We start from the raw sequence: 24,696 nt of genomic DNA, 5'->3' as shown, positions 1-24,696 counted from the left end.
AAAGCCCATGGCTACACATCCCTGTAGCACGGGATTTATCCCGTTGGACATACAGCAACATTCCATAGGCTAAAGCCAATGGCTACACATCCCTGTAGCACGGGATTTATCCCGTTGGGCATACAGCAACACTCCTTGAGCTAAAAGCACATGGGCCATATTTTTCTTTTGGCATAAAAAAACCCCGCCGAAGCGAGGTTTTTAAAGTCTATAAATCTAAGATTTATGCTTCTTGGATGATAACCAATTTAACAGTGGTCATTACATCTGAGTGTAACTGTAAGTCAATTTCAAACTCGCCAGTTTCACGCAAAGTACCAGTAGGCAATTTAACTTCAGATTTTGCAACTTCAACGCCAGCAGCTGTGATTGCATCAGCAATATCACGAGTACCAACCGAACCGAAAAGCTTACCTTCGTCACCAGCTGGAGAAGCAATAGTTACTTCACCAAGCTCAACGATTTTAGCAGCACGCGCTTCAGCAGTAGCTAAAGTCGCAGCAATGCTTGCTTCAAGTTCAGCACGTTGTGCTTCAAACTTTTCTACATTTGCTTTAGTTGCAGGAACTGCTTTTTTCTGAGGAAAAAGGAAGTTACGTGCATATCCTGATTTTACAGTGACAGTGTCACCCAAGCCGCCCAGGTTGGCGATCTTGTCTAGTAGAATGATTTCCATCTTTGCTACCTCTTATTTACGCCAACGATTACTTGTGAGAATCAGTATATGGAAGCAATGCTAGGAAGCGCGCGCGCTTGATAGCAGTTGACAACTGACGCTGATATTTAGCGCTAGTTCCAGTGATACGGCTTGGTACGATTTTACCACTTTCAGTGATATAGTTTTTCAGCAAAGCGATGTCTTTATAATCGATCTGGACAACACCTTCAGCTGAGAAACGGCAAAATTTACGACGTCTAAAAAAACGAGCCATTATCTGTCTCCTTATGCTTGATCTTCAGTGCTAGCAGGCTCTACAGCTGCAGCAGGTGCTTCTTCTTGCTTTTCAGAACGCTCTGGACGACGGTCATCACGACGATCATCACGACGTTCTTCTTTCGCCATTGGAGACTGTTCAGTTTCAGCTCCTTTGGTACGCATAACAAGGTTACGAAGAACAATATCATTAAAACGGAAAGCAGTTTCTAGCTCTTCAATTGCTTCTGCAGTAGCTTCAGCATTGATTAGTACGTAGTGTGCTTTATGTAATTTTTCGATTGGATATGCCAATTGACGGCGGCCCCAATCTTCTAAACGGTGGATAGTTCCGCCGTCGTTTGTGATTATTCCGGTATAACGTTCAATCATACCAGGAACTTGTTCACTTTGGTCAGGGTGGACCATAAACACGATTTCGTAATGACGCATTGTTGCTCCTTACGGTTGTAGCCTCTTACAGCTCAGCCAAACTGTATTGAGACAAGGAACTAAAGGTGATAGCTGATTTAAGGGCGCGAATTGTATACAAAGCCAACACTTAAGGCAACATATATTTCATTGGAAGATAAAGGGGGCTTAAACCCCCAAAAACTCTTACCTATAGCTATTATCAATTGCCGCTCAGTTTAATCATTTTTAGATTTTTCTATTAAATTATCGATTACATCTTGTGCACCATAAGCCTCTTCGCTCAATTTCGTTCCTTTTCCCATCCGAATATCTAAAATGCTATGGATTTCTTTGCGCTCATTCCCTGCCCTAGTATTCATGCTCATGCCTAACTCGGTAGACGGTCGCTCATAAGAGTTACAAGTTATCAATCCGCATTCACGCTCTATTTGACGTTGATGACTCAGGCCCAATGATGATGCAGGTTGGAGCTTCTGCGACTCTACAAAGGTTTCTTTGTTGGTGATAACAAACCAATCAAACCCCTGCTGTTGAGTTAATTGAGCTGATCTAAGCAATGCAAAATCTGAGGCATCTGCAACACTTTTTGAGAAACTTTTGAATTGTACTCGGTAACGGTCATCAGTAATTTTTTGCTCGCTATATCCAACTGAACCATTTTGTGCAGCACGATAATCAGGTTTCGAAGCACAGCCTGACACGAATAGTACGATTGATAAAAACAGCATGATAGATTTCATATTTCACCTCTTACTTTTTAATGTATTTATTGATTACTTTGCCATTGATTAACAATGGCTTGTTGTTCCTGCGCTCTGTCCAGCGGAGCGCCGCTAATAATTTGGTCTATTACAGCATCAAGTTGTTGTTGATTTGATGCTGTTTGATAGCTACCACTGTCTGGCGAACCTTGTTCTGAATGTTTAGCTTTTATATGCCAACCATTGGTTTGTTTGCAGGCGATGTTGGTACTGCTAATTTCAGCTTCAGACAATTGGTATTGACGGCACAATTCGCCATTTTGAGTAGCAAAACTAAGCTGCGGTTTAACTGCTAATCCATTTGTCGTCAAGGTTGTCTGTCCACTCATAGTGGAATCTAATATACTGGCAATATCAGCAGAAACACTTGATTCAAAAGTTGGCTGGTTGATGGTTAAAACGCCAACAGCTAAAATTAAAGCTACTCCTGCTGCTAATGAATAAGGTAGTTTGATGCTCGGTTTACGCTTTTTTTGAGCTGATATCTGTACCACATTGTTTTTTATTGCGTCGTTGGTCTTATCATTTCCTGCATCAATTTTCCGGGCAAGTTCAACCAATTTTGAAGGCACTGGGGTTTGATCAATTTGCTGTGCATTTTCAACAACCCACTGATCAACTTGTGATATCTCTGCCAAGCGCATTACTAATTCATCATCATTTTCAAGGGCCTTACGCACCTGCTCCATTTCTTCTGCCAGCAACTCTGCATCTAAAAATGCGCTCAACATCTCATCAGTAATGTTCATGCTTTTTCTCCATGTGACAGTGGATTCACCATATTCAGCAAAGTCATTCTAGCCCTGGATAAGCGACTCATAACAGTACCGACTGGAACTTCCATGGTGGCAGCAACATCCTTATATGACATGCCTTGCAATGCCACTAACGACAAGATTGAACGCTGGTCACTTGGTAGTGAATCCATAGCTTGGTTCACTTGGGTTAACAGTGCCTGCGCTTCATGCTGAGGCTCTTGTTCTTTTGATACTTGCTCTTGTAACTCTGGAGAGTGCGTCGCATTTAGTCGCACCTTGCGTGAACGATATTCATCGATCCATACATTGCGGCACACTTTGAACGCCCATTTGAGGATCTCGACATCCTCTGGCACGCCTTTTTTTAGAATTTTTTCGAAAGTAGCTTGCACTAAATCATCTGCATCAGTTGGGCTACCAGTCAACGAAAACGCAAATCGCCTTAGCATAGGTATGATTTTTTCGAAGGTGTCAGTCATGGTTTTTACTCTTTTCTCTGTATCTTTATTGAGTTAACGAATGAACTAAAATTTTATTCCAAATAAAATGAAATTTATTTTTAGCTGAAACGTTTACTAATCAAGTTTAGTATTAACACAAGAGGTAAACATGACGCGAATCAAAATAACGATATTCAGTTTGTTGGCATTTAGTCAGGTGTCTTCGGCACAAATAATTAATACCCAAGGCATTACTAAGCAAGTTGAAAATATTGAAAAAACAGTCGACCGATTAGAGCAAAAAATAATCGTTGAAGAAGTAAAAGAGCCCTTTGCGCTCAGTGAGATGCCAGCGTTAGAAAACTTAATAACAGAACCCTTAACAACATTACCGAAAACTTTAGCGATAGGCGCTGACCTTAGCAACCCAGCTTTTGTAGAAGTCAAATTGGATGATGGATGGAGAGCGGTCCAAAACCAATGGATGATATTAGCAGATGAACAAACCAAACAGACTTTAACTGGTTTAGGCGCTGTGATTAATTCGGATTCAACATATTCAGGATTAGGATTGTCTATTTTGCGATTTACAATTCCGTCCCATTTAGACTCACAATCCGCATTAGCTAAACATTTAACCCAAGAAGCATTTGCAACCTTAGATAGAAATCATATTTATACGGCGCAATCCCAGACACCGCAAACCGCTTTTGATACGGCACACAAGCCAATAAACCAATCATTGTGTACTACGACTGCACGAATCGGCATGATCGACAGCGCAGTCGCTCGAACGCACCCTGCGTTTGCAAAAGCGAAGATCACTGCGAAGTCTTTTTTAACCAAGAACTTAAATTCTCCCGCACTGCACGGCACAGCTGTCGCAGGGGTGTTGATAGGAGAATTCAACACGCTGATCCCATTATTACCGCAAGCACATTTATACTCTGCAGAAGTGTTTTATCGGCAATCCGACTACTCCCAGGGTGCGACATTAAGCGCCATGATTGATGCATTAAACTGGTTAGTAGAGGAAAAGGTTACAGTAATCAACATGAGTTTGGCTGGCCCAGATAACCGAATTTTAAATCGAATGATTACAGCCGCTATCCAGCAAGGAACGATTATCGTTGCTGCTGCCGGAAATGAAGGACCTGCTGCCCAAGCAGTTTATCCAGCAGGATATGATGAAGTCATAGCAGTGAGTGCGTTCGACAATAATTTAAAACCATATCGCTGGTCGAATCGAGGCGATTATATAGATTATTCCGCGTTGGGTGTAAACGTGATTACTGCTCAGGCGATGGGGGGCTTAAGCAAAGAATCGGGCACATCCATGGCTGCGCCAGTGGTGTCAGCAGCGATTGCATGTTTGCTGGAAAACTCGAAAAATATGAAACAGAGTTATCGCGACGCTGTTTTAGCGTCCCTATCAGACCAAGCGATTGACTTAGGTCCAAAAGGGAGAGATCCAATATATGGTATTGGCGCTATTCAAGGTATCGGAAGTAAAAGGCAAGTAAACGAATAACGGTTAAAACACCTTTAGAAGGTATAGTTTAAGCCTAAACTAGCGATATTTTGCTGATAGGTTAGGCTCTCAACTTTAGATTTATAATCTCCACGCTGAACTTCAGTCACAACAGACAAGTTATCGAATATATTTAGCACCCAATCAGCCTGTATCACCTGTCTGTTTTCGTCTCTTTGAATATTGTAACTAGCTTGCAAGTCTGACACCTCAACTGACTCATAATCTTTATATTGGTATCGCCATCCTATTCCCACCTTAGAGGCCAGGCCAAACATATCGAACTTATGAGTTAGTTTAGTATTTAACCCCGCCGCCCAATAATTAAACTGATTATCGTGCGCATTTTCTATTTCACCGCTAAGTCCGATCATGAGCATAGTATTGGCATTATTCAAAAAGTGAAATAGGTCGGCGGATGCTCCAAAACCATTGGCATCTCTTTCATATAATTGAGTAAATGACTTATTTTTAAATTTTAGGCTAGTACGCAAGAAAGTCTCAGGTTGAATAAATGTTCCTAAATAAACGCTCATTTGTTGGAAATCTAAAAAAGTGCCTGTTTCGAGACGCGCTTTGGCGCCATCAAAACGCAGCCCAAACTCACGTTGAGTAAACTTGTAGCTGCCATCAAGGCTAAACTGATGTAGCTCCAAGTCATATTGTGAATATTGGTTATAGCGTTGCTGACTGTAAGCGTAACGACTTGTTACTTGCGCTTTGTCATTTATCTTCCATTTACCTTGTAGCATTGCATTTAGTTTTTGCCCACTGTCACTTTGAGTAGATACATCATCCAACTCGTCTACACTTAGGGCTGAATTGTAGATTGCGCTAGCATCAGCTTTACCACTAAACGTAAAGGCAGATTGCGTATCCGCCCAAGTAAAAAAGCTGGTTGCACACGCGAATATACAGGTAATATTGCCAATTCGTAATTTCATTTTTGACCACCAATAATACTTAAATCACGCCAACGAGTAGTTGACGTAATCTTGCAGGTTTAAAGAAGGTTAAATACCTAGGTCTAAGTCATTAGTAATGGTATTAGCCACCTCTATTGCAGATGCTGTGGCTACTTCATTATTGATTTGGTCAGTCACCAAAGTACTAATTTGGTTGTTTACGTTTTGTGAAATGGAACTTTGAGCATTGCTAGTGATTGTTTCTGCAATCGTTGTGTTGACAGATTGCCCTATCACTTGAGACGCTTGGGAGGCAACATCAAGCATTGCGACTTGTGATAAATTAGCCCCAATGTTGTTGGTTAACTCAGAAGCACTGTTAAGTGATGGTGCTTTATCTATAGTTGATAACGAATTCAATTCAGATACTAGCGACGGAGTTGACTGCAACGCCAAATCATCGCTCGTTGTCTCTTGAATTTGATCATTTCCGTCTACAGAATCAGGGCTTTCTAGGTTAGTCACGCTCAAAACCGTTAGTTTTGACACTGCCGCTAAAGAATTATTTACAGTCACCGCACTAGAATTCCCCACATTGGTGCTGAACTCATCGACGGTATTTGTTAAAACACCATTCAGATTTGCAGTTTGAGTGGCAGCCATTTCCGAACTATCTTGTGTAGTAGACTCGGCTTGCTCTTGTTCAGGCGTCGTATCGGCATTTGCCTGAACATCAGCATTAGATTGAGCAGAAGAGTCAGAATTGGCAGAGATATCCGTTGAAGCATCTTGACTATTTGCTTGCTGAGAAATTTGTGTTTGATTGGATAACTGAATGTCTTGGCTTATTTGTAGATCGGCTGCCATAGCGGCACTACTTGCCTGTGCTATTCCAGCAATTACCATTAAGTTTACAATTTTGTTTAGCTTAGTCATCTTCGTTTCCTCATGTTTATATTAATGACACTTGGATAACGAATGAAAAACGAATTTATTCCCCAATAAAAAAATTTGTTTTAACTAAGCCACAAAATAGTCAGATTAAATGTGCTCTAAACCTACTAAGACACCAACACCGATTAACGCTATCAATGACCAGATAGTAGTTTTACCACTGACTTTTTCCCCCAGTATTTTAGCCACCACCAAGGATAAAATGACGCTCATGGCAAATAAAGTTTGTACCACCGCGGCTTTGGTATAGGTAAAGGCAACCATTTGTAAATATAACGCGGCAAAGGTACCAATCACGGTTGCACCACTAAAAAATAGCCAAGTACGTTTAAGGTTGTCAGTGGTGGGTAACCATTTTTGTTTGGTTACTAGCATTAAAATGACAATAATAGCTAAACCACCAAGCAAACGAATTTGGCTGGCATTAAATGCGTCAATGCCAGTTGAGGTAAGAATATCTCGACTGACTACCGCACCAACCGCTTGGCACAAAGCGGCAAGACCGGCGTAGACATAGCCACTTAATTCAAACTTATCAAAACTTGATCGTTTTTGAATCTTAATGATCATGTCCACTGAAAATAAAACTAAGGCGATTCCGCACCATTGTTGCCAAGTTAACCACTCGGCGATCCAAGCCATAGCAAGTAACGCGGTAAAAATAGGAGCGAGAGTTTCTGCAACCAAAATAGATTGGCTATCACCGATTTTGTTTAACGCTTGGAAAAAGAATGTATCTCCCAATCCTATGCCGATCACTCCACTGAACAATAGCCATAACATGGTATTGGTTGATACTGAAACTTGAGGAAGAAAAAACTGGGTGATAACTAGCAGGATGCCAATTGCTGCCAAGCCTTTCCATAAATTGAGCGCCAAAGGCGAAAAGTTTTTGCCTAAAATTCGAAACATTCGTGCTGCGACAGCCCAGCACAACGCAGTGCTTAGAGCAGCAATTTCACCTACCATCATATTTTTTGGGTACTTCTAATTGAATTATTTATTGTGACGTGAATTCTCGAATCTGCTTACGCAAAGTATCGCGCAGTTCCTCAAGATCTTTATTTAACCACATTTCTTGCGGCACTTGTTGCCACAATCTTTGTAATTTTTCTAAATGATCTTGGAAACTATAATATTCCAGTGCGGCAATCAACATTTGTGGTTTTAAAATTTCATCTGATTGCATCACTTCGAAATCGACTTGTTCACCGACCAAAGTCGCTAAACGTACCTTCCATTTAATCGCATCCTCTTGATTGGCGTTAATAATTACCGAACTAGCAGATTCAAGCCCTTTCTGATTAGCATTCCCATGATGGAACCTGGCGAGCCAATATTGACGCTCGAAAAACGCATCTTGCCACTGACTCATTAAGCCTGCAGCAGTATCACCAACTTTCCCAAAGCTGGCGCTAAATAACTTTCTAGCCTGTTCAGAATTTCCCGACAGCATTGCCATCTGCGCTAAACTGGCATCACTAAAGGCATCTAAATATCGCCATTGAATATCCGCATTCTGAGCACGCATCCCACGAGCACAGGCAACCTTCAATTCACTCAATGCAGAATCTGCCTGTTTATATTGACCAACGAGAATGTGTTCATTCGCTAATTTCCACAATGAATATGCTGCAGCCATTTGGTTTGCTGGGGAGTCTTCTTTTTTAATAATTAACGATCTTAGTCTTTGTTCTCCCTTGTTCATTTCTAGCGATTCAGCAATTTTCAATTCTGAATAATACTTATTTGCCAACCAAGTATATGCGCTGGCGGCTTCCAATAAGTCGCTAATATTGGCAGCAGATCTGCCTTTTTCGGTAAACTTAACCGCCTCAAAAAAGCTCTGTGTCGCGCTTTCTAACTGCCCTCGTTGGGCTGCAATTTTGGCTAAATTGGAATATGCTCTAGAAAGTTCGATCTTGGCTATTGGGCTATCAGGTTGTAATTCAACTAAATCATGGGCATTGGTCTGGTAAAATAGGAAGTACTGTTCAGCCTTTTGGATATCTCCCGCGCGCAGATGAGTCATAGCAATCCAATAATTTGCATGAGCTAATTCCAACACATAAGTAAAGCCATTTGGATGGATCTCGACAAGCTCAGTATCCAATTCTAGCGTTTTGTTAAAAGCGTCAAGAGCACCCGCAAACTGTCGATTTTCCAAGTAAACTTTACCTAATTGGAAAAACGTTTGACTGCGACTCAATTTGGCAGCAGTAGAATCATCTGAAGGTGATACAGTACTTAGATATTCCAGTGAACGCTCTGAACTTTCTTGGATTAAATCCAACCGTCCAATCGCCTCTAATTTGGTGCTTTCATCAATCAGAAATTCAATTAATTCGTGGCTTTCAATCAGTTTCGATTCCGCTATTTTCTGATTTACTTTTGCATCATAGGCATTTTTAATCATAAATCCAAACAGCATTAACAGCAGCACTACAAAGCCAAAACCTACTCGATACTTAAGGCTCGCACGCTTAACTGACGCATGAATCATTGCTCGTAACGTCGAACTTATGGAGCCACTTTGCTTAAGAATGAGTTTTCCTTCATCCAAAGCTTTACCGGGTGCGAGTAAATATGCTGAAGGTCGCGTGGCACTTTTCCACTCAGCAGCTTGCGCTTCTAACTTGTTTTTTAATTCGAGCGTTTTTTGATGATGGTCTAAAGCTTCACTAAGTCTAGGCCAATTAGCAAATAGACAATCATGTACCAAGCAAATGTAATTGTTGCCATCAATTCCCTGCACAGACTTCATAATGCCTATCGCCTCAAACGCATCAATTAACTCTTTGGCATTGTGGCTTTTATATAAATCGTCAGCTTTAACCCAAACTCTCTCATAATGGCCTTTATAATTTAATTCAGCCAGGCGACTAACGGTGCGGTTAAAATGCTTTTTACAAGAGCGATCCAAGCTTTCGTAAGTTTGTTCGGTAATTTTAGCAATCGCCCGTTCTAGCCCCCCCAAATTACGATAGGTTGAGTAATTAATCAGTCCATTTTGCGAACGATTTTGATGTAAGTGAAATAAAACGAATTGCAGCAAAGGTAAGCTGTCAGGAAACTCAAACGCCCGTTGGGCTATGTATTCATCAAGGCTAACCAACTCTCCATTTGCCTGTTCAAATTTTAGATGCTTAGCAGTCCCTGGGAATACCATTTTTTTAAGTTGGTTTAATGTCGGAGGCAACACATCTAGCTGTCCACCATTTTGCTTTAAACGCAGCAATGCTGGATAGTCAGATAAGGTATGATAAAAATCACTGCGCAATGTAGCCACAACGAGTATGCCACAGTGGATGACCAAACCAGCCAAAATATCGGTGAAATAACGTCGCTCAGTGTAACCCAAGGAGTCGGTTAAAAATAAACGCTCAAGCTGCACAATACCAATTGCCAGTTTCTTATCAGCAGGCCAAGACTCCATTTTCTGCTTCATCATCTGCAAAAATTTGTCAGGTTGCTGTTTGCACATTTTAACTAAAGAATTGAGTTCTTGATTGGCGACAAAATCTTGCTCAGAAATGTCTGACAAAGCTAAAATTAGAGAGCGAAAAGGATCAATACTTAAGTTACAAGGCGTGATAATAGTTGAACGAAAGCTTATATTTTGTTCCCCAAACTGCAATTCATCTAATTTAGGGAAGATACCGGCCTGTAAAAGACTTGATTTACCAGCGCCACTTTTACCTAACAACAACAAAAATGGTTGGGATGACAGCGCTTTGTGTTGGAGCTTTGACAACGCCTGTTGAACTACATCTTCTCTTCCTTGAAAATTATCAGTATGACTAATCTCAAACGCATTTAATCCAACAAAAGGATTATCATTGTTACGGTTTTCTGATTCCAAAATCGACATCCTAATCTAGCAGTATTTTTGTAGCTTGATGCTGGCGTGCATGCTTAGCTAAAATTCACTTTACGGCAGTGCCCAAAGTTCCCTAATTCCGTCAAAGGTTAACATTACCTATTAGGCTATTCGCCTAATTTAGACAAAAACAATGTCTTGTATGTTAAAAACCCAAGTTAGCATTTATTGTTTATTTTATCATCATTAAATTAACACACTAGCAGGCTGAATTTTGGATGATAAGTCACTCATTTAACCTTGCTTAACTCAACTCAAAAAAAATTGACTGCGCTGATATGTTGGGCTGAGCTACACTATCATTTTGTAGGCTATTATTTGAATAAACAACAAAAACTTCACTCCACACTTTATCGTCATCTCGAAAATAAACGCGAATATTTATTGAGTGCAGATCTAAAACAATAAAACTTCGCCCTAACTCGCCCAAGTTACATTTTTCCTAAAAACGCTATTCATAAAAAATATTTTTTAATATTTCCTGCATCCCCTTAACCCTATTTCTAATTTTGATTCGTTTAGTTATTAAATCCATCAAATAGCAGGAACACAAATGCAAAATATTATGCTACATCCCTATCATCACTCTGGTTTTAAAATATCTGGTTTTATTGGTTCTGCAGCCATCATTACTTTCGGCTTATTTGTGATAATGCAAAAACTAACAGCACAAAATGCAGATTACATAACACCGCCGACAGCTGGGGTATTTGTCGATCCTGTATTTAACACCCAAGACAGTAAATCAATAGAAAGAACAAAAATTAAACCCATTGAACCTCCTAAGTTAATGCCGCAAACAATACAACCAAAGGAGGTGTTTGAGCCTAATGATAGCAACTTAACCGCCAACTTTACGGTTGAGGTCCCTACTCAAGAAATCGCCGCAGAAAATCAATTTTTAACGATTCAAGATGCGGAAACTACGCCTATGGTGCGTATTTCACCGAAATATCCTGCCGATGCAGCCAGAGACGGGATTCAAGGTTGGGTGAAACTGCAATTTAGTATTGATGCCAGTGGATCTGTGCAAAACATACAAATCATCGATGCTAACCCCAAACGGACATTTGATCGTGAAGCGCGAAAAGCGTTAAAAAAATGGAAGTACAGACCCCAAATAAAAGATGGTAAACCCATCGAGCAGACAGGATTAGAAGTTGTGTTAGACTTTAAATTAGAAAGCTAACTATTTTCACTGCCATAAAGGAAGTTGAGTGAGTATAACTTTAGCGATTAAATCTTTGTTCTCAATTAGTCATTCTAACGAATGGCTAATTGTCCGGTTTGCACAAAGTGGCGATAAAAAACTATTTGAACAACTTTACGATAACTGTGCGAATGACCTTTACCATTTTTTAGTTACCCAATCTGATATGCATTTAGCCAAAGATATCAGTCAGAGAACTTGGTTAAAGGTGTTTGAAAGGCCACATTTATACAAAGAATCGGGGCGATTCAATGCTTGGCTATTTACAGTTGCCAGAAATTTATTGATTGATGAATTTAGGCGCAGCACACGATGTGAACCATTAACCGGCGCTCCTCTGGATCAGCTAAAAACGTCCTTTGAATTTGCTGATCCCATTGAAACTATTTTTGACAAGGTCTTAATGTCTTTACCATTTGAGCAACGAGAAGGATTCTGCTTACAACAAGAAGGATTCGGTCTACAAGAAATTGCCGATATTACCGGTTGTGGTGTAGAGACAGTAAAAAGTCGGATTAGATACGCGAAGAATTCACTTCGTGAACAATTAGAGAAATACCATGACTAAGTCCCATGAACACGATCAAGGGTCGTCAAAACAAACAGAACATTTTGAAACTCGGATATCTGAGCTATATCAACAACGTAAAACCAAGGTTCAAACGACGGGCAGCATGAAGCGTCAGTTGATGCAAAGCACCGAATCAAAATCCAAGCTATATACTTGGTTCCACCACTTTCAGCGCGCGACTTTTGCAACAGGCACAATCTTATTGTTAGGTCTAGTCGCATGGCAATCTTATGAATTACGCCAATCACCAGAGACTTTGCGCTATACGTCAGTAGAAATACACAATATTGATGACCAACAATCCCAAGATTACAGTCAAATTAGCCAACGTTACCAACAACATTATCAAGATTACTTACAGCAAAAAGCGTTACTGGCAAGTCACCATCAAAAGTCGGCAATTCTAAGCCAATTCGAAAATGGCTGGGAATTAAGAACCTGTGATAACGAGCTAGTTAAAATATCCAAGCAACTGATTGAAACTTTGCAACAAATGAACCTTATAAATGGCAATTTCAAAAGCGGTGACAGTGTGGAAATAGCATTTAACGTTTCTGGCTTAATTGTGGGTATTCACGCCAACAAAACCTTACTGAAGTGCTAGCTCTATGTCATCACCTCAAATCATCATCTCAGGGGTTGTGGTTCAAGGGCACCAAGTAGCTTCAGGCAAAGGTGCAGGCTCGCCCTATCCTGCTGGCACAATTGAAATGCAGAGACCCTTTTTCAAACACTTGGGATTAGATATTAGTGAGTGTTTTGATGGAACCTTGAATGTGCAACTTCCGGTTTGTGCATTTCGTATTCTAAAACCCACTTTTTGTTTCGAAAACCTTCATTGGGCAAAAGGATTCAATCAAGAAACCTTCTCTTTGGTCAAATGCCAAATTAAGTTTCAAGCTCAGCAATTTGATGCTTGGGTCTACTATCCTCACCCCGAGACCAAAACCCAGCACTTTCAACAGCAAAATATAATCGAAATATTAGCGCCACCTATCGTTAATATTCATTATGGCGATAACGTGACCTTGATGTTTAATTCAGACACAATTGAGTTTGATGAAAGTTGAACTATGTGTTGGCGATACTTACCAGCATTGTGTAAATGTTAATTTAGAAATAAGCAACTAAGACTAATTGAATCGGTAATGTTTAAATTGCTCCCAAACGGCTTGAGCAACAGGCCCTAACAACTCTGATTTGTTTTTCATAATATGGTATCTCGCTAGCATTTCGTTTTTAACATCAGTTAATTTAAGTAAAGCCAATGTTCCATTTTGAATACCTTGCGCTGCTAAGTAATCGGGTATTTTCCCCCACCCCATAGCACTTTCTATCAACATTTTTTTAGTTTGATAATCATTCACATACCACCTTCTTTGACCGTCTTGCACGCCCCATTCAGTATCTTTGAATCCACTCCCTGAATCCTGCACAACAATCTGATATTCATGTAAAAGTTCGCGGCGACTTTGTAAATTAGGATGCCGTTTAATTAATCGAGGTGATGCTACATTGACCAGTGCACCATTCGTTAAGAAGTGCTCTTCAATTTCTGAATCTTTATGTAAAACCTCTTGATACGGGGTTATGCACAGTATTGCTTTTTTGTTTTTTATCGCTTCAAACGCCCCCGTTAAGTATTCTTGTTTGATAATGATTTGCGTGTTGGGGAACTGGTTTTGTACGTTTTCTAATAATGGCAGAATCAGTTTTAAATTAAATGATGCCTCAATTGCTAGGGTAATGCTGGTTTCATTTCCCAGCACCATGTATTTAGCAGTTTGTTGCAACGCATTTGCTTCATCCAAAAGACTGGTTGCTTTTTGATATAAAACATTCCCTACTTCAGTTAATTCTAAGCGATAACCCGAACGATTAAACAAACTTAAATTGAAAGAACTTTCAAGTTGTCGAATGCTTTGACTAATTGCTGGTTGGGTTTTATTTAAGTGCGCACTAGCCAGACTTAAAGATCCCAGCCGAGCGACAGTAACGAACATAGTTAGTTGATCAAGTTTCATATTCACACTCTAAAACATAAATCATTAGTTTATAACTTCATTAAAAACATTCAATATTTATTAAGTAGCTATTCGATTATTCTTAATTCATTAACTAAGCAGTTGTTTAGATAACCTCAAAAAATAGGAATTGAATTATGAAAAAAGTTACAAAATTTACGATGCTGGTATCAGTTGGTTTAGCTTCTTTTGCCTTTGCAGCGGCTGGATTGGCTAAATTGGCTGGAGTTGAACAATTGCACTTATCCTTCGCAGCAATGGGGTTACCTATCTGGTTCGGTTATTTTATTGGTGCAAGTGAATTAGTAGGGGCTATTGGGATCTGGTTTAAAAAGCTAAGTGTTTACGCTGCAAGTGGTTTGCTAGTTATTATGCTTGGGGCAATTTATTTTCACGTGGTTTATGATGCGGTTGCCAATGCTATTCCCGCAATTGTTTTATCATTATTATTGGTCACTATCATAATTAATCGCAAACAAGAGCTTTCTGAATAGAACGGCTAGAGCATGAAAGACTTTACTATTGCGTCTGACGTTCATGTTTTTCACAGAGGCGGTCTAATCCCGCTTCTTCATGATATCGATCTGCAGCGCTTAATCGAGTTTGTATAGCAAGTTTCTCACTTTGAAAAGAACCGTCATATTAGTGCACACAGGTAGCCAAAATCGCCTATATTTGCTCAACATCCAATCCTAAAATGATTTTCGGTATGCAATTTTTTCTCTTGAATTTAACGATCTCAACACCCAGTTTCCTTAGCCAACGCTTGAAGCCAAACAATCAAAGATCTATCAAAAATTAAAAATATTGACTGCAATTTTTCGCCATTGCATTTCTGACTAGCTGCTAATTTTACCATTGTGCAAGTTTTGCGGTTCAAACTGAAAGACCACATTTCCGTCAACTTTACTGTTTTCGTTGAGGTTATTTTTGTAATCGATAATTGACAACAAATGACGAATCACATTTATTCTGGCTTGTTTTTTATCATCAGCACTCACCACATACCAAGGTGTAGTGTCACTATGGCTGCGATTAAGCATTTCATTACGCGCTTCGCTATACTCGTCCCATTTGGCAACCGCAACTTCGTCAATGGGGCTGATTTTCCATTGTTTTAGCGGATTTGTATGTCTGTCGTCTAATCTGGCAATTTGCTCTTGTTTAGATATATCCAAATAATATTTAACAATGTGAATCCCCGACTCTATCAACATGCGTTCAAACTGAATAACTGTCTGCATAAAATGTTGATACTCAGCTTCGCTACAGAACCCCATTACCCGCTCAACCCCAGCTCGGTTGTACCAACTTCGATTCATCAAAACCATTTCTTGAGCACAAGGAAGATGACTCACGTAGCGCTGAAAGTACCATGAATTTACTTCGCGATCTGACGGTTTTCCCAGGGCAACTACTCGAGTGTCTCGTGGGCTCAAATGCTCTGTAATTCGTTTAATAATTCCGTCTTTTCCAGCAGAGTCTCTACCTTCAAAAATAACCAAAAGCCGCAAATTATTGTTGATAATATGATTCTGAAGTTTGACTAATTGAATCTGAAGATCACGCAGAATACTTTTATATTCTTTATGTTTCATCGATGAGGAACTCATTATAATTTTCACCTTTTTATAATTGCTAGGTTATATATAGCCGACTATTTTCAAATTGAGACCATTAGATTTTGTTTGGTTTTAAAATAAAGGGGATAAACATGCAATACGATAACCCTGTTAACCACAAGTCACAACTGACTGAAAATATCTCGGTTAACTATACCTTTTTAAATCTCAATGAGCATAGAATCTCCTTGCCAAAATACCTAGCGAATTTGACTTAGTACTATTCCTCGATGTTATAGTTTAATCATAGGTTAACAAACATAATTAGCCTAGATGTAAATGGCTTTTAACTGTTAGTAATAATGGAATAGAAAAAATAGGGATATAAAATGAAGTATCAAAGTCTACAAAAGTGCTTTTTTCTAATTGCGCTAGTAGTGCTGGGCGGATGCGCGTCTAAGCCGTAAGCAGTTATCGATGGCACCCGAAGCCAAGCATCTGATTTGGACAACTATGACGTTACCATTGTCTCAATTGATGGAAAAATGGAAGTCGGCACACAGGTTAAAAACGTCAAACCTGGATTTCACTATATCAACTTAGCCACTACTAAAAATGTCAGGAGCAAAGTAACAGAGCTGCGTATGTTACCTTTGGATGCGAAGGAATGTATGAGATATGTGGTTACCGCGCAACACAGTAATAGTATAGCCGACGAATGGGAAGTAAAAGTGCTCAGGGAAGAACCAATATTATCTTGCACACCAAGTGAAAAAACCGAAAAAGTAGACGCACTTCCTACCTATTTAGCCCCTAAACTAGCAACTGTATGTATCGATAAAAACTCGCTAAACCAGACTATCAGCCCCGTTGATTTATACCCTTCAATTAAACAGTGCATTATCGATGGTGAAGACGAGCTCGCAATTTACAATTATGTACTAGCCAGTGCTTACGGAATTTATGATTCTAAGAGAGTTGTTGATGCAACTGCACATCAGGCGATTAATATTATTCAGAAACACTCAATCTGGTCACTCACAGCCCTTGAACAAGATAAGTTTCAACAAAAACTTACGGCGTTTATTGAATCCCCAGAGTCAATGCAGGCAGCTTGCGACTTCATACAAAACCTTGGAAAACCCCAGTACATTCCAGATTATATGATAGAGCATGGTGTTAAAAAACTCACTGAAGAAAACCCAGATGGACTGGCTAATAATTTTTCAGAAGAGTCAAATTGGTCATCAATATTAGCGACTCAACTCAAATGTAAAATATAAAATATAAAATAGAGCCAATTCTGGACACAAATATCTTGTTGACTGTCAATCACTGGATGCACCATAAGGCACGATGGCAGTGTATGAAGGGAATCCAAGGTTAAAAAGTCAATGCCAGCAACCTAAACGCTGTTTCCCGTGCCTAATGATGTGTCAGTAAAATCTAGCAAAAAACTGCCATTTTAACCTGCGCAGCCAATGTGATTACTTGCTAGGTCGCAGGTTAAATCCCAGTCAACAAAAGCAGTGGAAGTATATTGTGTGTCTCACCTAGGCACGGCGAACAGTACGGCATTGTTTTGAGGCAAAACGTCATTCGCGTTTTCATAATCGAAAACACCATAGTCGTTAATGTGTCTTCAAATATGAAACGAAAACTAAAAAACCGCTTTTTGCATATTTTCTGTGCAAACTCGCTTTTAATCGATATTTTTATGGATTTTTCGCAAAATAATCCATTATTTCAGCTCTGCTGAGTTCTTTAGTCTGATTAGAAAAACAATAATAATTCGGACGTTGATCACTGAAATACTGCATATCCATTTCTAACCCATCGAGTTGGTGAAAGATGCCAATTGGCATATTGTAATCACCAGTTTGACTGAATTTAAAAAACAAATGGGTACCACATTCAGCGCAAAAGCCACGGGAAGCCCAGGTTGATGATTGATACATTTTTACCTTATCAAGCCCTTCTATAGTGACATTTTTACCACACTGCACCGCAAAAAAAGGTCCTCCGCCCCAGCCTCTGCATGAATCACAATGACATACTGTAAACTTCGGATTAATTTCATTTGCGGTAATTGTCACCGCTTTACAAAGACAACTTGCTGTTGAGCTTAACATGCTGGCATATCCTGATTGTTTATTTGGAATAACCTGAATTATCACCAAAAAGCCCTTTGAACATTGATTGTGCAGAGTTTAGATGCTGTATCAGTATCTAACAAGCAATTCCTAAAAGCTTAATAAACAGACTAAGGTGCATTGCGCTGGGAAGGGTTTGTTTTAAAGTCCTTCACCATATTGTGAGGGTCAATTTGAGCTCGATGCAGATTGGCCGCTTCTGCCCACCAAATTAATTGATTGAAGGTGCGAGCAAAGTAATTAAACCATGATTCTTGGTCTTCGCCGATTTGTGGCGAACCATCCTCAGAGAATACGTCTTGCGCTTTGGGCACATGAATCATAGCCGAAACAGGCAGGCAACCTAATTCAGCAAGAAAAGTGCGCATTCCCACTGCTGCGCGCATACCTCCCCATTGCCCGGCAGAATAGGTGACTATTGCACTGGGTTTATAGGAAAATATAGAGCTACCAAAGTGGTTTAGCAGGTTGGCCAATGCCGGACTCATAGAATGATTATATTCAGGGCTTATCATGATGTAACCATCACTTGATTGAATTTTGTCGGCTAACTGATTGAGCTCAGTAGGCGCTTGGCTTCTAGAATAAGCAAAGTGCGGCTTGAAAACAGGCTGCAACGGGTAATCCAGTGCATCCACCAGCTCAAATGTATGCGCCGCGTAGCGATGGTTTAAACATGCTATGCAGGCTTTACATACTCGCTCGCCAAGACGCGCAGGTTTAGGGGGAGTACTATTACGCACAGTCCCCAAAAAAACCAAAAACTTCATACATTAAACTCCAATAAAAAAGACGCAAAGTGAATTAACTCTGCGCCTTTTTTGCTTCTCTACTATTCGTCGCCGTATACGATTTCACACTCAATACTGGTACTACAGGAAATCGAATTACGAATGAGGCATTTTTCATCTGATTTAATCAGTAATCTTTCTGCATTATCTTTGTTTTCGGTGCTTGGAATAACCAGTCTGACTTTTGATTTGACTTTAGTGAACTGAATTTTGCCATCAAGCTTGTCTAACTCACCCTCTGATGAACATTCAATCGAATGCCACTCTAACTTCGCTACTCTAGCTATCGCACGAAATGATAAAACAAAACAGTTTGCAATTGAGGCCATAAAAAGATCTTCTGGGGACCATTTATCACCTGCTCCACCAAACTGTGAAGGTGGGGCTACGTCAATATTTGGCAAGTTTTCGCATTTCGCAGTTAAACTGCCAGATACATTGCCTTGAGCAATTACAGTATATTGATGGGGTAAATCTTTCATTCACATAATCTCCAAATTTTATCAAATAATGACCTGTGGCAGACGCAAACAGCGCTAACAACAGTTGTTAAATGTGTGCCTTATTTAGTTGCGACTGCCTGTATCACAGCCCCTTTACCAGTGTGGTATATCCCCTCGATAACGTCTCGTTCTATTTCTTGTAAGTGGCTGAAATTCAGCCTTCCGAGATCCGATAGCAACGACTCTTTAGTGGTCATTGAATCAATCGATTTTCCGCCTCCGGTCGCATGCTTTAACTGTTCGGGAGTATAAGCTTCTAGCAAAAACACACCACCAGCTTTGAGCCCATTAACCGCGTTTTTGTATACATGGCTGCGTAATTCGGTAGGCAATGGACAGAATATAGAAATAATGCCATCCCATATATCTTCACCAATATCGAACTTAGCTAAATCAGCATGAATAAGCTCTATTTCAACCCCTTTTTCTTTTGCCAACATTTCAGCCTTTTTCAAGCCTACTTCAGAGCCATCTACTGCCGTAACTGAATACCCTTTTTGAGCAAGAAATACCGCGTTACGGCCCTCTCCTTCAGCCAAACTCAAAACCCGACCTTGTGGAATAGCTTGATAATTTTCTGCTAAAAAGGTATTCGGCTCTTTGCCATAAGCATAGTCTTTGTCAGCGTATCTTTCATCCCACATTTAACACCTCTTTGATTCATATCAAACCAATAACAATAGTATCTCTAACATAATGCCGACGAGGCAGTTTTCTTAACGATGTTAGGCGCCTTTTAGTTTCGAACGTTCATTGTTCTTGATGATCTACGTTCATATCATCAGGAGGATCGCCGGATTCTTCACCCCGTTTAATTTGCTCGCGTTTTTGTTTATCTAGGCTTTCAGTTGCCGAAGGGGGAATTGGAAACAGCGAAATAAGAGGAAATATGGCTAAAAAAACAAAGGCGCCTTTAGAGTTTCTTTTTGCCCACTTAATAAGTTTGCTCAAAACAATGAAAAGCATAGGAAATATGAGCATCGCTGTTAGCCCAATAAGTTCCTTTCGATAGTTTCCTGCTTCACTGAGTATGTCCATTTACCAATCATTACAATGTATTCCAGATAAACTATAGATGGGTAGTAAAGAGTTAAAAATAAAGGGGGAAACGATAATTAACTCACCCCTTTTTTAAAAGCCAAAACCCTGTTGAATTTGACTTTCCGGCTCTGTTTCTTGAATAAGCTCAGGGCCTTGGTTGGCGACTTTATTGACTTGACTAGACACCGGATAATACTTGTAATCGTCTGCGTAAGGTAACCATGCTATCTCTTCGCTTTGACAAAGGTTTTGGTCAGCGTCAAACCATTGTTTAGCTAATTGTCTATCGAACATCAAAGGCATGGCGTGATGCAGAGGTTGTAACTCACCTTCTGAGGGACGGGTAATGATAGTAAATGAACCAGGGGCATCTTTTCTCGGTGACTCATATAAACCACCAAATAAAATCGGGTTACCGTCTTTACGACAGACAAAATAAGCTTGTTTATGCCCATTTTCTTGTCGCCATTCATAATAACCTAACGCTGGAACAATACAGCGTTGTCCGGTTTCCCACGCATGTCGAAATGAGGGCTTTTCACTTAGAGTTTTGAGCCGTGCATTGAAAGTAGAAAATTCAGTATTCGCAGTTTTCACCCAACTAGGTAACAACCCCCAGCGAAAGACCTCGCATCCATCTGGCGTCACAATGGGAGCCATTTGAGTGGGGGCTATATTAAAGCCCAATTCAGCCTGCGCTGGCCAGTCTGATAAAATATCTGCCCAACCGTGCATTGCCCCCACATGATTTGCGAATCTGCCACACATTAACTTTACTCTAGTGCTTAGTTGATCTTAACAAAAATTTAGTATGGCAAAAGGTAATCACAATTAACAGTATGTTGCTGAATACCAAGATTCCCTGTTTTAAAATGATAAATGTTGTTGTAATAATAAGTCACCCTGAGTGTCTTTGAGACTCAAGCTAACCTTAATTTCATCTTTTGCATCATTTGAGTTAGGCCATTGAATATCAATTTGCCCAAAGTTTGCGTCAATAAATGCTTGACCTTGTCGATGTTCATTGGGACTTATTTGATGCCAGCTTTCTGTCAAACCTGATGAAGTCAGCTCCCATATAGATTGTCCTTTTTCGGTTTTATCTACTGACAATTCCCCCCAATGTGTATCACCACTGATAGCGAACAAGTTCTTGATATTCAACTCATCTAGTAAGGCTAGCATGCGTTCACGCTCGTGCGGAAAATTAGCCCAGCTTTCCCAGCCAGTAAATTCAGAAATAAACTGGATACTAGACACTAAAATACGTAAATCAGCAGGCTGTTTTAATTGTTCTTCTAACCATTGCCACTGAGTTTCACCTAACATCATGCCCTTACCAGAAGGATCAGGCTCGTACGGGCCTAAGTTATTAGGTGATTTCATTTTTTCATATTGAGTTTTCGATACTGCATGAAGAGCACTGCGATTCCAACGCAAATCTAATAATATCACCTGTACTTGCTGTCCTAGCGGCCCGTATATATAGGCCGTATAAGCACCATCTTCTCGACTACGTCTTTGACTATTATCAGGCTCTTTAAAATAATCTAGCATAAGTTGTTTGGATGCTTGCTTTTGAGGATATTCCGCACCACCATCATTTACACCAAAATCATGATCATCCCAGATTCCCACCACTGGCGTCGTTTCTCTTAATTGTTTAAAGCCAGGAACATTAGCTTGTTTTTGGTATTTTTCCGCTAACACCTGCATATCTTCTGTATCACCGTAAATATTGTCGCCTAACAGCATAAACAGATCTGGCTTTTGTTGATTAATCGGTGCCCAAATAGGTTGTGGTTTATCTTGATGCACACAAGAACCAAATAAAATCTTGGTGATAGGTTTAGTCGTTGCTTGCTGGGCGAATACAAAACCATGAGAACTCAATAATAAAATCAAGCAAACAGCATAAATATTGATTTTCATTGCTGGTTTACCTCAATAGCTTTACCAATGTCATCATTAAATTGGTCTGGCTTTATATTTAACAAACGAAGGGCTGTAGCGGCAACTTGGTCCAAACTAAATCTTTGCGTGTTTTTTTGCTCTCCTAATGGATGATCGTTTGCCATCATTTGCTTTACGTCTGGCCCCATGGCAGCGAGCCAAATTTGGTTTGAACCCACTATCCCATTTTTGAACTCTGCTTCTGCATTAATATAACCCTTTACCGCTTCAGGGCTGCCATGGTGAGGCCAGCTTTTCAGTGTTTCACCACGCCCGTGATCAGTGGTAATAATGAGATTAGTCTTACCTGCATATTCCGGCATACTTTGTAGCTTCTGCCATAAATTTGCGATTAAGCTATCTGCACGATGCAGTGCATCCACATATTGCCAATAACTGCCATTGTGTGCAAAGTCATCTGTTTCACCTAAAGCCAAATACAACACTTTGGGTTTAAATTGTTCAACATATTCTTCTGCGAAACCCATTGTAAAAGCATCCAAGCGTACGTTATGCCATGGGCTAGGTATATTTTGTTGCAATTGATTTAGCCACTCGGTTCTTTCTGACAGATTTTGCCAGTCTGCAGATTCAAAACCAGCATTGATTGGCAATCCACTTCGTTGCCGATTAATGATTGCCGGAAATACATCCCAACTACCGAATACAGCAACCTTATGTTGATAAATTGGTTGTTGATTTAACCATTCCAAAAAAGTAACGTTTTTGTTGTTATTGGCTGCATTATCACGAATCGTTGGATCGGCTTTACCGGTTAATAGCTCGTTATATCCAGGGTATGAAAACCACATGGAATTGTTTACTGTCATGGCAGAATTAATATCTCGATTACCCAGCAATAGCCCACTATTTGCAATTTTCGACCAAAGAAACGGCATAAGCCTAGTTCTTTTTTCACTTGCAGAAGAACCGCCAAACTGTTCAAGTTGGCGCTGTTTAATAGCAGAGTTAATATTTGCGCTGTACAACTTAGGTTCATAACCTCGATACACATCTTGCCAGCGAACCCCATCGAGGGATATGAGTATAAGGTTTTCAGCACTACTGGCCAACGAACTTGCCAGTAAAGTAAACAAACATAAAATCATAGCCAATGCACGTTTCATTCAATTTCTCCATAAAAAAAGGGCTGCAAAAGCAGCCCAAAGACACAGGGTCACACATAAAGCATTTTAATTAAAATTTAACCATAGCGTTAAATGCAGCAGTACGAGGAGCTCCAATCCAAGCTGATTGACCAGAAATACCGCCTAAATAGCTTTCATCAAACATATTATTTACGGTAAGACGAAGCTCAATAGAATCAACACTTTCGCCCAAATCATCAATAATTACACCAGCAAAAAAATCAGATACTAAATAGGCATCTGCGACTTGCGTATTCGCCGCATCGATAAAACGGTCATCTACCCATTTCGTCGATAGCCCTGCGATATAATTATTTCTATTCCAATCAATTGAAATAACCGCCATATGTTCGGCAGAACCAAATACGGTATTTCCAACTGGGTAATCAATTGAACCATCAGTATATTCAGCGTCATTTTTAGTAAATGAACCGTAAACGCTTAAGTTGTCATTTACTTGAATATTGATACTAGCTTCAAGACCGCTAGAATCGATACCCCCAACGTTTACATATCCGCCATTGGTGCCGATTAAGAAATCAATTCCATCTGGTGAATCAGGTGCAATAAATGTCAATCTGTCTTCAAATTTAATTGAATAATAAGTCAAACTTGCAGTAACAATGTCGCCATTGTAACGAACACCTAAATCTAGATTTTCTGCCGTTTCAGGCGATATATCTGCTAACTGAGATGAATCAGCTTCAAGCACTGTGTCTTTAATGGCTGCAAAGTTTTCAGCATAGCCAGCAAATACTTCTAGACCGTCAAGACCGGTTTGGACCACTAAACCAGCGCTTAACAACAAATCGGAATCTGACGAAATACTGACGTTTTCTGTCTCACCAAAGTTGTCGGTCCGTTCTAAATCTACGTAAAATTGTTTAACACCAAAACGTGCGGTGAACATATCTGCCTCAAGGGTGTCTTCCAAAAACAACATGGTAGTTTCAACAGGGAAAGAACGGTCATATTGCACCCAATAAGGGGTATTATCGAACTCATAACCAACTCTAGAATCAATTATTTTGTGCCAATCTCGAGACTCGTTACGATCATAATCTTCATACCAAATCCCACCGCGAAGATTGTTCTGCATATCATTTATTTGCGCAATCCAAGAAAAATCAGCATTAAATCCAATACGCTCTTTTTCATAGTGA

General features: G+C 39.9%; 28 protein-coding genes. 7 read left to right on the top strand and 21 right to left on the bottom strand.

The features are described from left to right. Positions 1–223 precede the first annotated feature (223 nt). The 6 genes from rplI to ABWV72_RS20500 form a co-directional block, all read right to left on the bottom strand. The gene (gene rplI / locus ABWV72_RS20525; RefSeq protein WP_216047991.1) at positions 224–676 is read right to left on the bottom strand and encodes a 50S ribosomal protein L9; all 453 of its coding nucleotides are present in this window, start codon (positions 674–676) and stop codon (positions 224–226) included. A gap of 28 nt (positions 677–704) precedes the next feature. Beyond that, positions 705–932, bottom strand: coding sequence for a 30S ribosomal protein S18 (rpsR, locus tag ABWV72_RS20520; RefSeq protein WP_008843478.1), 228 nt, complete (start codon positions 930–932; stop codon positions 705–707). An 11-nt stretch (positions 933–943) separates the two neighbouring features. Then, positions 944–1,366: a 30S ribosomal protein S6 gene (gene rpsF / locus ABWV72_RS20515; RefSeq protein ID WP_216047990.1), complete on the bottom strand. Its 423-nt coding sequence runs from the start codon at positions 1,364–1,366 to the stop codon at positions 944–946. Positions 1,367–1,563: 197 nt separating this feature from the next. Beyond that, positions 1,564–2,088: a CC0125/CC1285 family lipoprotein gene (locus ABWV72_RS20510; protein ID WP_342806670.1), complete on the bottom strand. Its 525-nt coding sequence runs from the start codon at positions 2,086–2,088 to the stop codon at positions 1,564–1,566. Positions 2,089–2,114: 26 nt separating this feature from the next. Continuing rightward, positions 2,115–2,858 (bottom strand): anti-sigma factor family protein, encoded by a 744-nt coding sequence (locus tag ABWV72_RS20505; RefSeq protein WP_353372798.1) that lies wholly within the window; start codon positions 2,856–2,858, stop codon positions 2,115–2,117. Continuing rightward, on the bottom strand, positions 2,855–3,346 hold the full coding sequence (locus tag ABWV72_RS20500) for an RNA polymerase sigma factor (protein WP_353372796.1): 492 nt from the start codon (positions 3,344–3,346) through the stop codon (positions 2,855–2,857). Before ABWV72_RS20500 ends, ABWV72_RS20505 begins: the two co-directional genes overlap by 4 nt. Before the next feature lie 130 nt (positions 3,347–3,476). Between ABWV72_RS20500 and ABWV72_RS20495 the strand changes: the two genes are divergently transcribed. Then, a complete protein-coding gene (locus tag ABWV72_RS20495; RefSeq protein WP_353372794.1) occupies positions 3,477–4,838 on the top strand; it encodes a S8 family serine peptidase in 1,362 nt (453 codons plus the stop codon). 14 nt (positions 4,839–4,852) lie between these two features. Here ABWV72_RS20495 and ABWV72_RS20490 read toward each other — a convergent pair whose 3' ends face one another. From ABWV72_RS20490 to ABWV72_RS20475, 4 genes are all read right to left on the bottom strand, one after another. Then, the gene (locus tag ABWV72_RS20490; protein WP_353372792.1) at positions 4,853–5,782 is read right to left on the bottom strand and encodes a hypothetical protein; all 930 of its coding nucleotides are present in this window, start codon (positions 5,780–5,782) and stop codon (positions 4,853–4,855) included. Positions 5,783–5,851: 69 nt separating this feature from the next. After that, positions 5,852–6,679: a hypothetical protein gene (locus ABWV72_RS20485; RefSeq protein WP_342806664.1), complete on the bottom strand. Its 828-nt coding sequence runs from the start codon at positions 6,677–6,679 to the stop codon at positions 5,852–5,854. A gap of 105 nt (positions 6,680–6,784) precedes the next feature. Next, a complete protein-coding gene (locus tag ABWV72_RS20480; protein ID WP_216047983.1) occupies positions 6,785–7,669 on the bottom strand; it encodes a DMT family transporter in 885 nt (294 codons plus the stop codon). Between the two features lie 28 nt (positions 7,670–7,697). After that, positions 7,698–10,559, bottom strand: a complete 2,862-nt coding sequence (locus ABWV72_RS20475) for an nSTAND1 domain-containing NTPase (RefSeq protein WP_353372790.1) — start codon at positions 10,557–10,559, stop codon at positions 7,698–7,700. A 571-nt stretch (positions 10,560–11,130) separates the two neighbouring features. Here ABWV72_RS20475 and ABWV72_RS20470 point away from each other — a divergent pair. The 4 genes from ABWV72_RS20470 to ABWV72_RS20455 are packed head-to-tail and all read left to right on the top strand — an operon-like array spanning position 11,131 to position 13,428. Then, on the top strand, positions 11,131–11,766 hold the full coding sequence (locus ABWV72_RS20470; RefSeq protein WP_216047981.1) for an energy transducer TonB: 636 nt from the start codon (positions 11,131–11,133) through the stop codon (positions 11,764–11,766). A 28-nt stretch (positions 11,767–11,794) separates the two neighbouring features. Further along, on the top strand, positions 11,795–12,355 hold the full coding sequence (locus ABWV72_RS20465) for a sigma-70 family RNA polymerase sigma factor (protein WP_303502037.1): 561 nt from the start codon (positions 11,795–11,797) through the stop codon (positions 12,353–12,355). Then, entirely contained in the window at positions 12,348–12,962 is a 615-nt protein-coding gene (locus tag ABWV72_RS20460; protein WP_353372787.1) for a hypothetical protein, read from the top strand. Before ABWV72_RS20465 ends, ABWV72_RS20460 begins: the two co-directional genes overlap by 8 nt. A 4-nt stretch (positions 12,963–12,966) precedes the next feature. After that, positions 12,967–13,428, top strand: a complete 462-nt coding sequence (locus ABWV72_RS20455) for a hypothetical protein (RefSeq protein ID WP_216047979.1) — start codon at positions 12,967–12,969, stop codon at positions 13,426–13,428. A gap of 63 nt (positions 13,429–13,491) precedes the next feature. On the opposite strand, the gene ABWV72_RS20450 is transcribed toward ABWV72_RS20455, so the two are convergent. Next, positions 13,492–14,382 carry a LysR family transcriptional regulator gene (locus tag ABWV72_RS20450; RefSeq protein WP_216047978.1) on the bottom strand — a complete coding sequence of 297 codons (891 nt, stop codon included), beginning with the start codon at positions 14,380–14,382 and terminating at the stop codon, positions 13,492–13,494. Between the two features lie 137 nt (positions 14,383–14,519). Here ABWV72_RS20450 and ABWV72_RS20445 point away from each other — a divergent pair, with 137 nt between their 5' ends. Further along, complete coding sequence (locus ABWV72_RS20445) at positions 14,520–14,876, top strand: DoxX family protein (protein WP_252729049.1); 357 nt, start codon at positions 14,520–14,522, stop codon at positions 14,874–14,876. Positions 14,877–15,221: 345 nt separating this feature from the next. Here the strand turns inward: ABWV72_RS20445 and ppk2 are convergent, their stop codons facing one another. Further along, positions 15,222–15,995, bottom strand: a complete 774-nt coding sequence (gene ppk2 / locus ABWV72_RS20440) for a polyphosphate kinase 2 (RefSeq protein WP_303502040.1) — start codon at positions 15,993–15,995, stop codon at positions 15,222–15,224. A gap of 452 nt (positions 15,996–16,447) precedes the next feature. On the opposite strand from ppk2, the gene ABWV72_RS20435 reads away from it, so the two are divergent. Continuing rightward, on the top strand, positions 16,448–17,227 hold the full coding sequence (locus ABWV72_RS20435) for a hypothetical protein (RefSeq protein WP_353372783.1): 780 nt from the start codon (positions 16,448–16,450) through the stop codon (positions 17,225–17,227). Between the two features lie 432 nt (positions 17,228–17,659). On the opposite strand, the gene ABWV72_RS20430 is transcribed toward ABWV72_RS20435, so the two are convergent. From ABWV72_RS20430 to ABWV72_RS20390, 9 genes are all read right to left on the bottom strand, one after another. After that, the gene (locus ABWV72_RS20430; protein WP_342806654.1) at positions 17,660–18,076 is read right to left on the bottom strand and encodes a GFA family protein; all 417 of its coding nucleotides are present in this window, start codon (positions 18,074–18,076) and stop codon (positions 17,660–17,662) included. 131 nt (positions 18,077–18,207) lie between these two features. Beyond that, the gene (locus ABWV72_RS20425) at positions 18,208–18,867 is read right to left on the bottom strand and encodes an NADPH-dependent FMN reductase (RefSeq protein ID WP_342806652.1); all 660 of its coding nucleotides are present in this window, start codon (positions 18,865–18,867) and stop codon (positions 18,208–18,210) included. A gap of 62 nt (positions 18,868–18,929) precedes the next feature. Continuing rightward, positions 18,930–19,370 carry an OsmC family protein gene (locus ABWV72_RS20420; RefSeq protein WP_353372781.1) on the bottom strand — a complete coding sequence of 147 codons (441 nt, stop codon included), beginning with the start codon at positions 19,368–19,370 and terminating at the stop codon, positions 18,930–18,932. An 80-nt stretch (positions 19,371–19,450) separates the two neighbouring features. Then, on the bottom strand, positions 19,451–20,035 hold the full coding sequence (locus ABWV72_RS20415) for an SAM-dependent methyltransferase (protein ID WP_353372779.1): 585 nt from the start codon (positions 20,033–20,035) through the stop codon (positions 19,451–19,453). 106 nt (positions 20,036–20,141) lie between these two features. Next, complete coding sequence (locus tag ABWV72_RS20410) at positions 20,142–20,429, bottom strand: hypothetical protein (RefSeq protein ID WP_252729047.1); 288 nt, start codon at positions 20,427–20,429, stop codon at positions 20,142–20,144. A 93-nt stretch (positions 20,430–20,522) separates the two neighbouring features. Continuing rightward, a complete protein-coding gene (locus ABWV72_RS20405; RefSeq protein WP_216047971.1) occupies positions 20,523–21,200 on the bottom strand; it encodes an SOS response-associated peptidase in 678 nt (225 codons plus the stop codon). Between the two features lie 99 nt (positions 21,201–21,299). Then, entirely contained in the window at positions 21,300–22,364 is a 1,065-nt protein-coding gene (locus ABWV72_RS20400) for an alkaline phosphatase D family protein (protein WP_353372776.1), read from the bottom strand. Continuing rightward, a complete protein-coding gene (locus ABWV72_RS20395; RefSeq protein ID WP_353372774.1) occupies positions 22,361–23,512 on the bottom strand; it encodes an alkaline phosphatase family protein in 1,152 nt (383 codons plus the stop codon). The genes ABWV72_RS20400 and ABWV72_RS20395 overlap by 4 nt, the downstream gene beginning before the upstream one ends. A 70-nt stretch (positions 23,513–23,582) precedes the next feature. Next, on the bottom strand, positions 23,583–24,696 hold a 1,114-nt coding region (locus ABWV72_RS20390), incomplete at its 5' end, for a TonB-dependent receptor domain-containing protein (RefSeq protein ID WP_353372772.1).

The organism is Aliiglaciecola sp. NS0011-25, from assembly GCF_040370605.1.
Classification (GTDB): domain Bacteria; phylum Pseudomonadota; class Gammaproteobacteria; order Enterobacterales; family Alteromonadaceae; genus Aliiglaciecola; species Aliiglaciecola lipolytica_A.
Note: the sequence above shows the minus strand (reverse complement) of the source record. Positions and strands in the feature narration are given on the sequence as shown.

What these genes read in the sequence shown, in the direction of transcription:
- rplI (WP_216047991.1), bottom strand. Translation starts at nt 676, where the DNA reads ATGGAAATCATTCTACTAGACAAGATCGCCAACCTGGGCGGCTTGGGT.
- rpsR (WP_008843478.1), bottom strand. Translation starts at nt 932, where the DNA reads ATGGCTCGTTTTTTTAGACGTCGTAAATTTTGCCGTTTCTCAGCTGAA.
- rpsF (WP_216047990.1), bottom strand. Translation starts at nt 1,366, where the DNA reads ATGCGTCATTACGAAATCGTGTTTATGGTCCACCCTGACCAAAGTGAA.
- ABWV72_RS20510 (WP_342806670.1), bottom strand. Translation starts at nt 2,088, where the DNA reads ATGAAATCTATCATGCTGTTTTTATCAATCGTACTATTCGTGTCAGGC.
- ABWV72_RS20505 (WP_353372798.1), bottom strand. Translation starts at nt 2,858, where the DNA reads ATGAACATTACTGATGAGATGTTGAGCGCATTTTTAGATGCAGAGTTG.
- ABWV72_RS20500 (WP_353372796.1), bottom strand. Translation starts at nt 3,346, where the DNA reads ATGACTGACACCTTCGAAAAAATCATACCTATGCTAAGGCGATTTGCG.
- ABWV72_RS20495 (WP_353372794.1), top strand. Translation starts at nt 3,477, where the DNA reads ATGACGCGAATCAAAATAACGATATTCAGTTTGTTGGCATTTAGTCAG.
- ABWV72_RS20490 (WP_353372792.1), bottom strand. Translation starts at nt 5,782, where the DNA reads ATGAAATTACGAATTGGCAATATTACCTGTATATTCGCGTGTGCAACC.
- ABWV72_RS20485 (WP_342806664.1), bottom strand. Translation starts at nt 6,679, where the DNA reads ATGACTAAGCTAAACAAAATTGTAAACTTAATGGTAATTGCTGGAATA.
- ABWV72_RS20480 (WP_216047983.1), bottom strand. Translation starts at nt 7,669, where the DNA reads ATGATGGTAGGTGAAATTGCTGCTCTAAGCACTGCGTTGTGCTGGGCT.
- ABWV72_RS20470 (WP_216047981.1), top strand. Translation starts at nt 11,131, where the DNA reads ATGCAAAATATTATGCTACATCCCTATCATCACTCTGGTTTTAAAATA.
- ABWV72_RS20460 (WP_353372787.1), top strand. Translation starts at nt 12,348, where the DNA reads ATGACTAAGTCCCATGAACACGATCAAGGGTCGTCAAAACAAACAGAA.
- ABWV72_RS20455 (WP_216047979.1), top strand. Translation starts at nt 12,967, where the DNA reads ATGTCATCACCTCAAATCATCATCTCAGGGGTTGTGGTTCAAGGGCAC.
- ABWV72_RS20450 (WP_216047978.1), bottom strand. Translation starts at nt 14,382, where the DNA reads ATGAAACTTGATCAACTAACTATGTTCGTTACTGTCGCTCGGCTGGGA.
- ABWV72_RS20445 (WP_252729049.1), top strand. Translation starts at nt 14,520, where the DNA reads ATGAAAAAAGTTACAAAATTTACGATGCTGGTATCAGTTGGTTTAGCT.
- ppk2 (WP_303502040.1), bottom strand. Translation starts at nt 15,995, where the DNA reads ATGAGTTCCTCATCGATGAAACATAAAGAATATAAAAGTATTCTGCGT.
- ABWV72_RS20430 (WP_342806654.1), bottom strand. Translation starts at nt 18,076, where the DNA reads ATGTTAAGCTCAACAGCAAGTTGTCTTTGTAAAGCGGTGACAATTACC.
- ABWV72_RS20425 (WP_342806652.1), bottom strand. Translation starts at nt 18,867, where the DNA reads ATGAAGTTTTTGGTTTTTTTGGGGACTGTGCGTAATAGTACTCCCCCT.
- ABWV72_RS20420 (WP_353372781.1), bottom strand. Translation starts at nt 19,370, where the DNA reads ATGAAAGATTTACCCCATCAATATACTGTAATTGCTCAAGGCAATGTA.
- ABWV72_RS20415 (WP_353372779.1), bottom strand. Translation starts at nt 20,035, where the DNA reads ATGTGGGATGAAAGATACGCTGACAAAGACTATGCTTATGGCAAAGAG.
- ABWV72_RS20410 (WP_252729047.1), bottom strand. Translation starts at nt 20,429, where the DNA reads ATGGACATACTCAGTGAAGCAGGAAACTATCGAAAGGAACTTATTGGG.
- ABWV72_RS20405 (WP_216047971.1), bottom strand. Translation starts at nt 21,200, where the DNA reads ATGTGTGGCAGATTCGCAAATCATGTGGGGGCAATGCACGGTTGGGCA.
- ABWV72_RS20400 (WP_353372776.1), bottom strand. Translation starts at nt 22,364, where the DNA reads ATGAAAATCAATATTTATGCTGTTTGCTTGATTTTATTATTGAGTTCT.
- ABWV72_RS20395 (WP_353372774.1), bottom strand. Translation starts at nt 23,512, where the DNA reads ATGAAACGTGCATTGGCTATGATTTTATGTTTGTTTACTTTACTGGCA.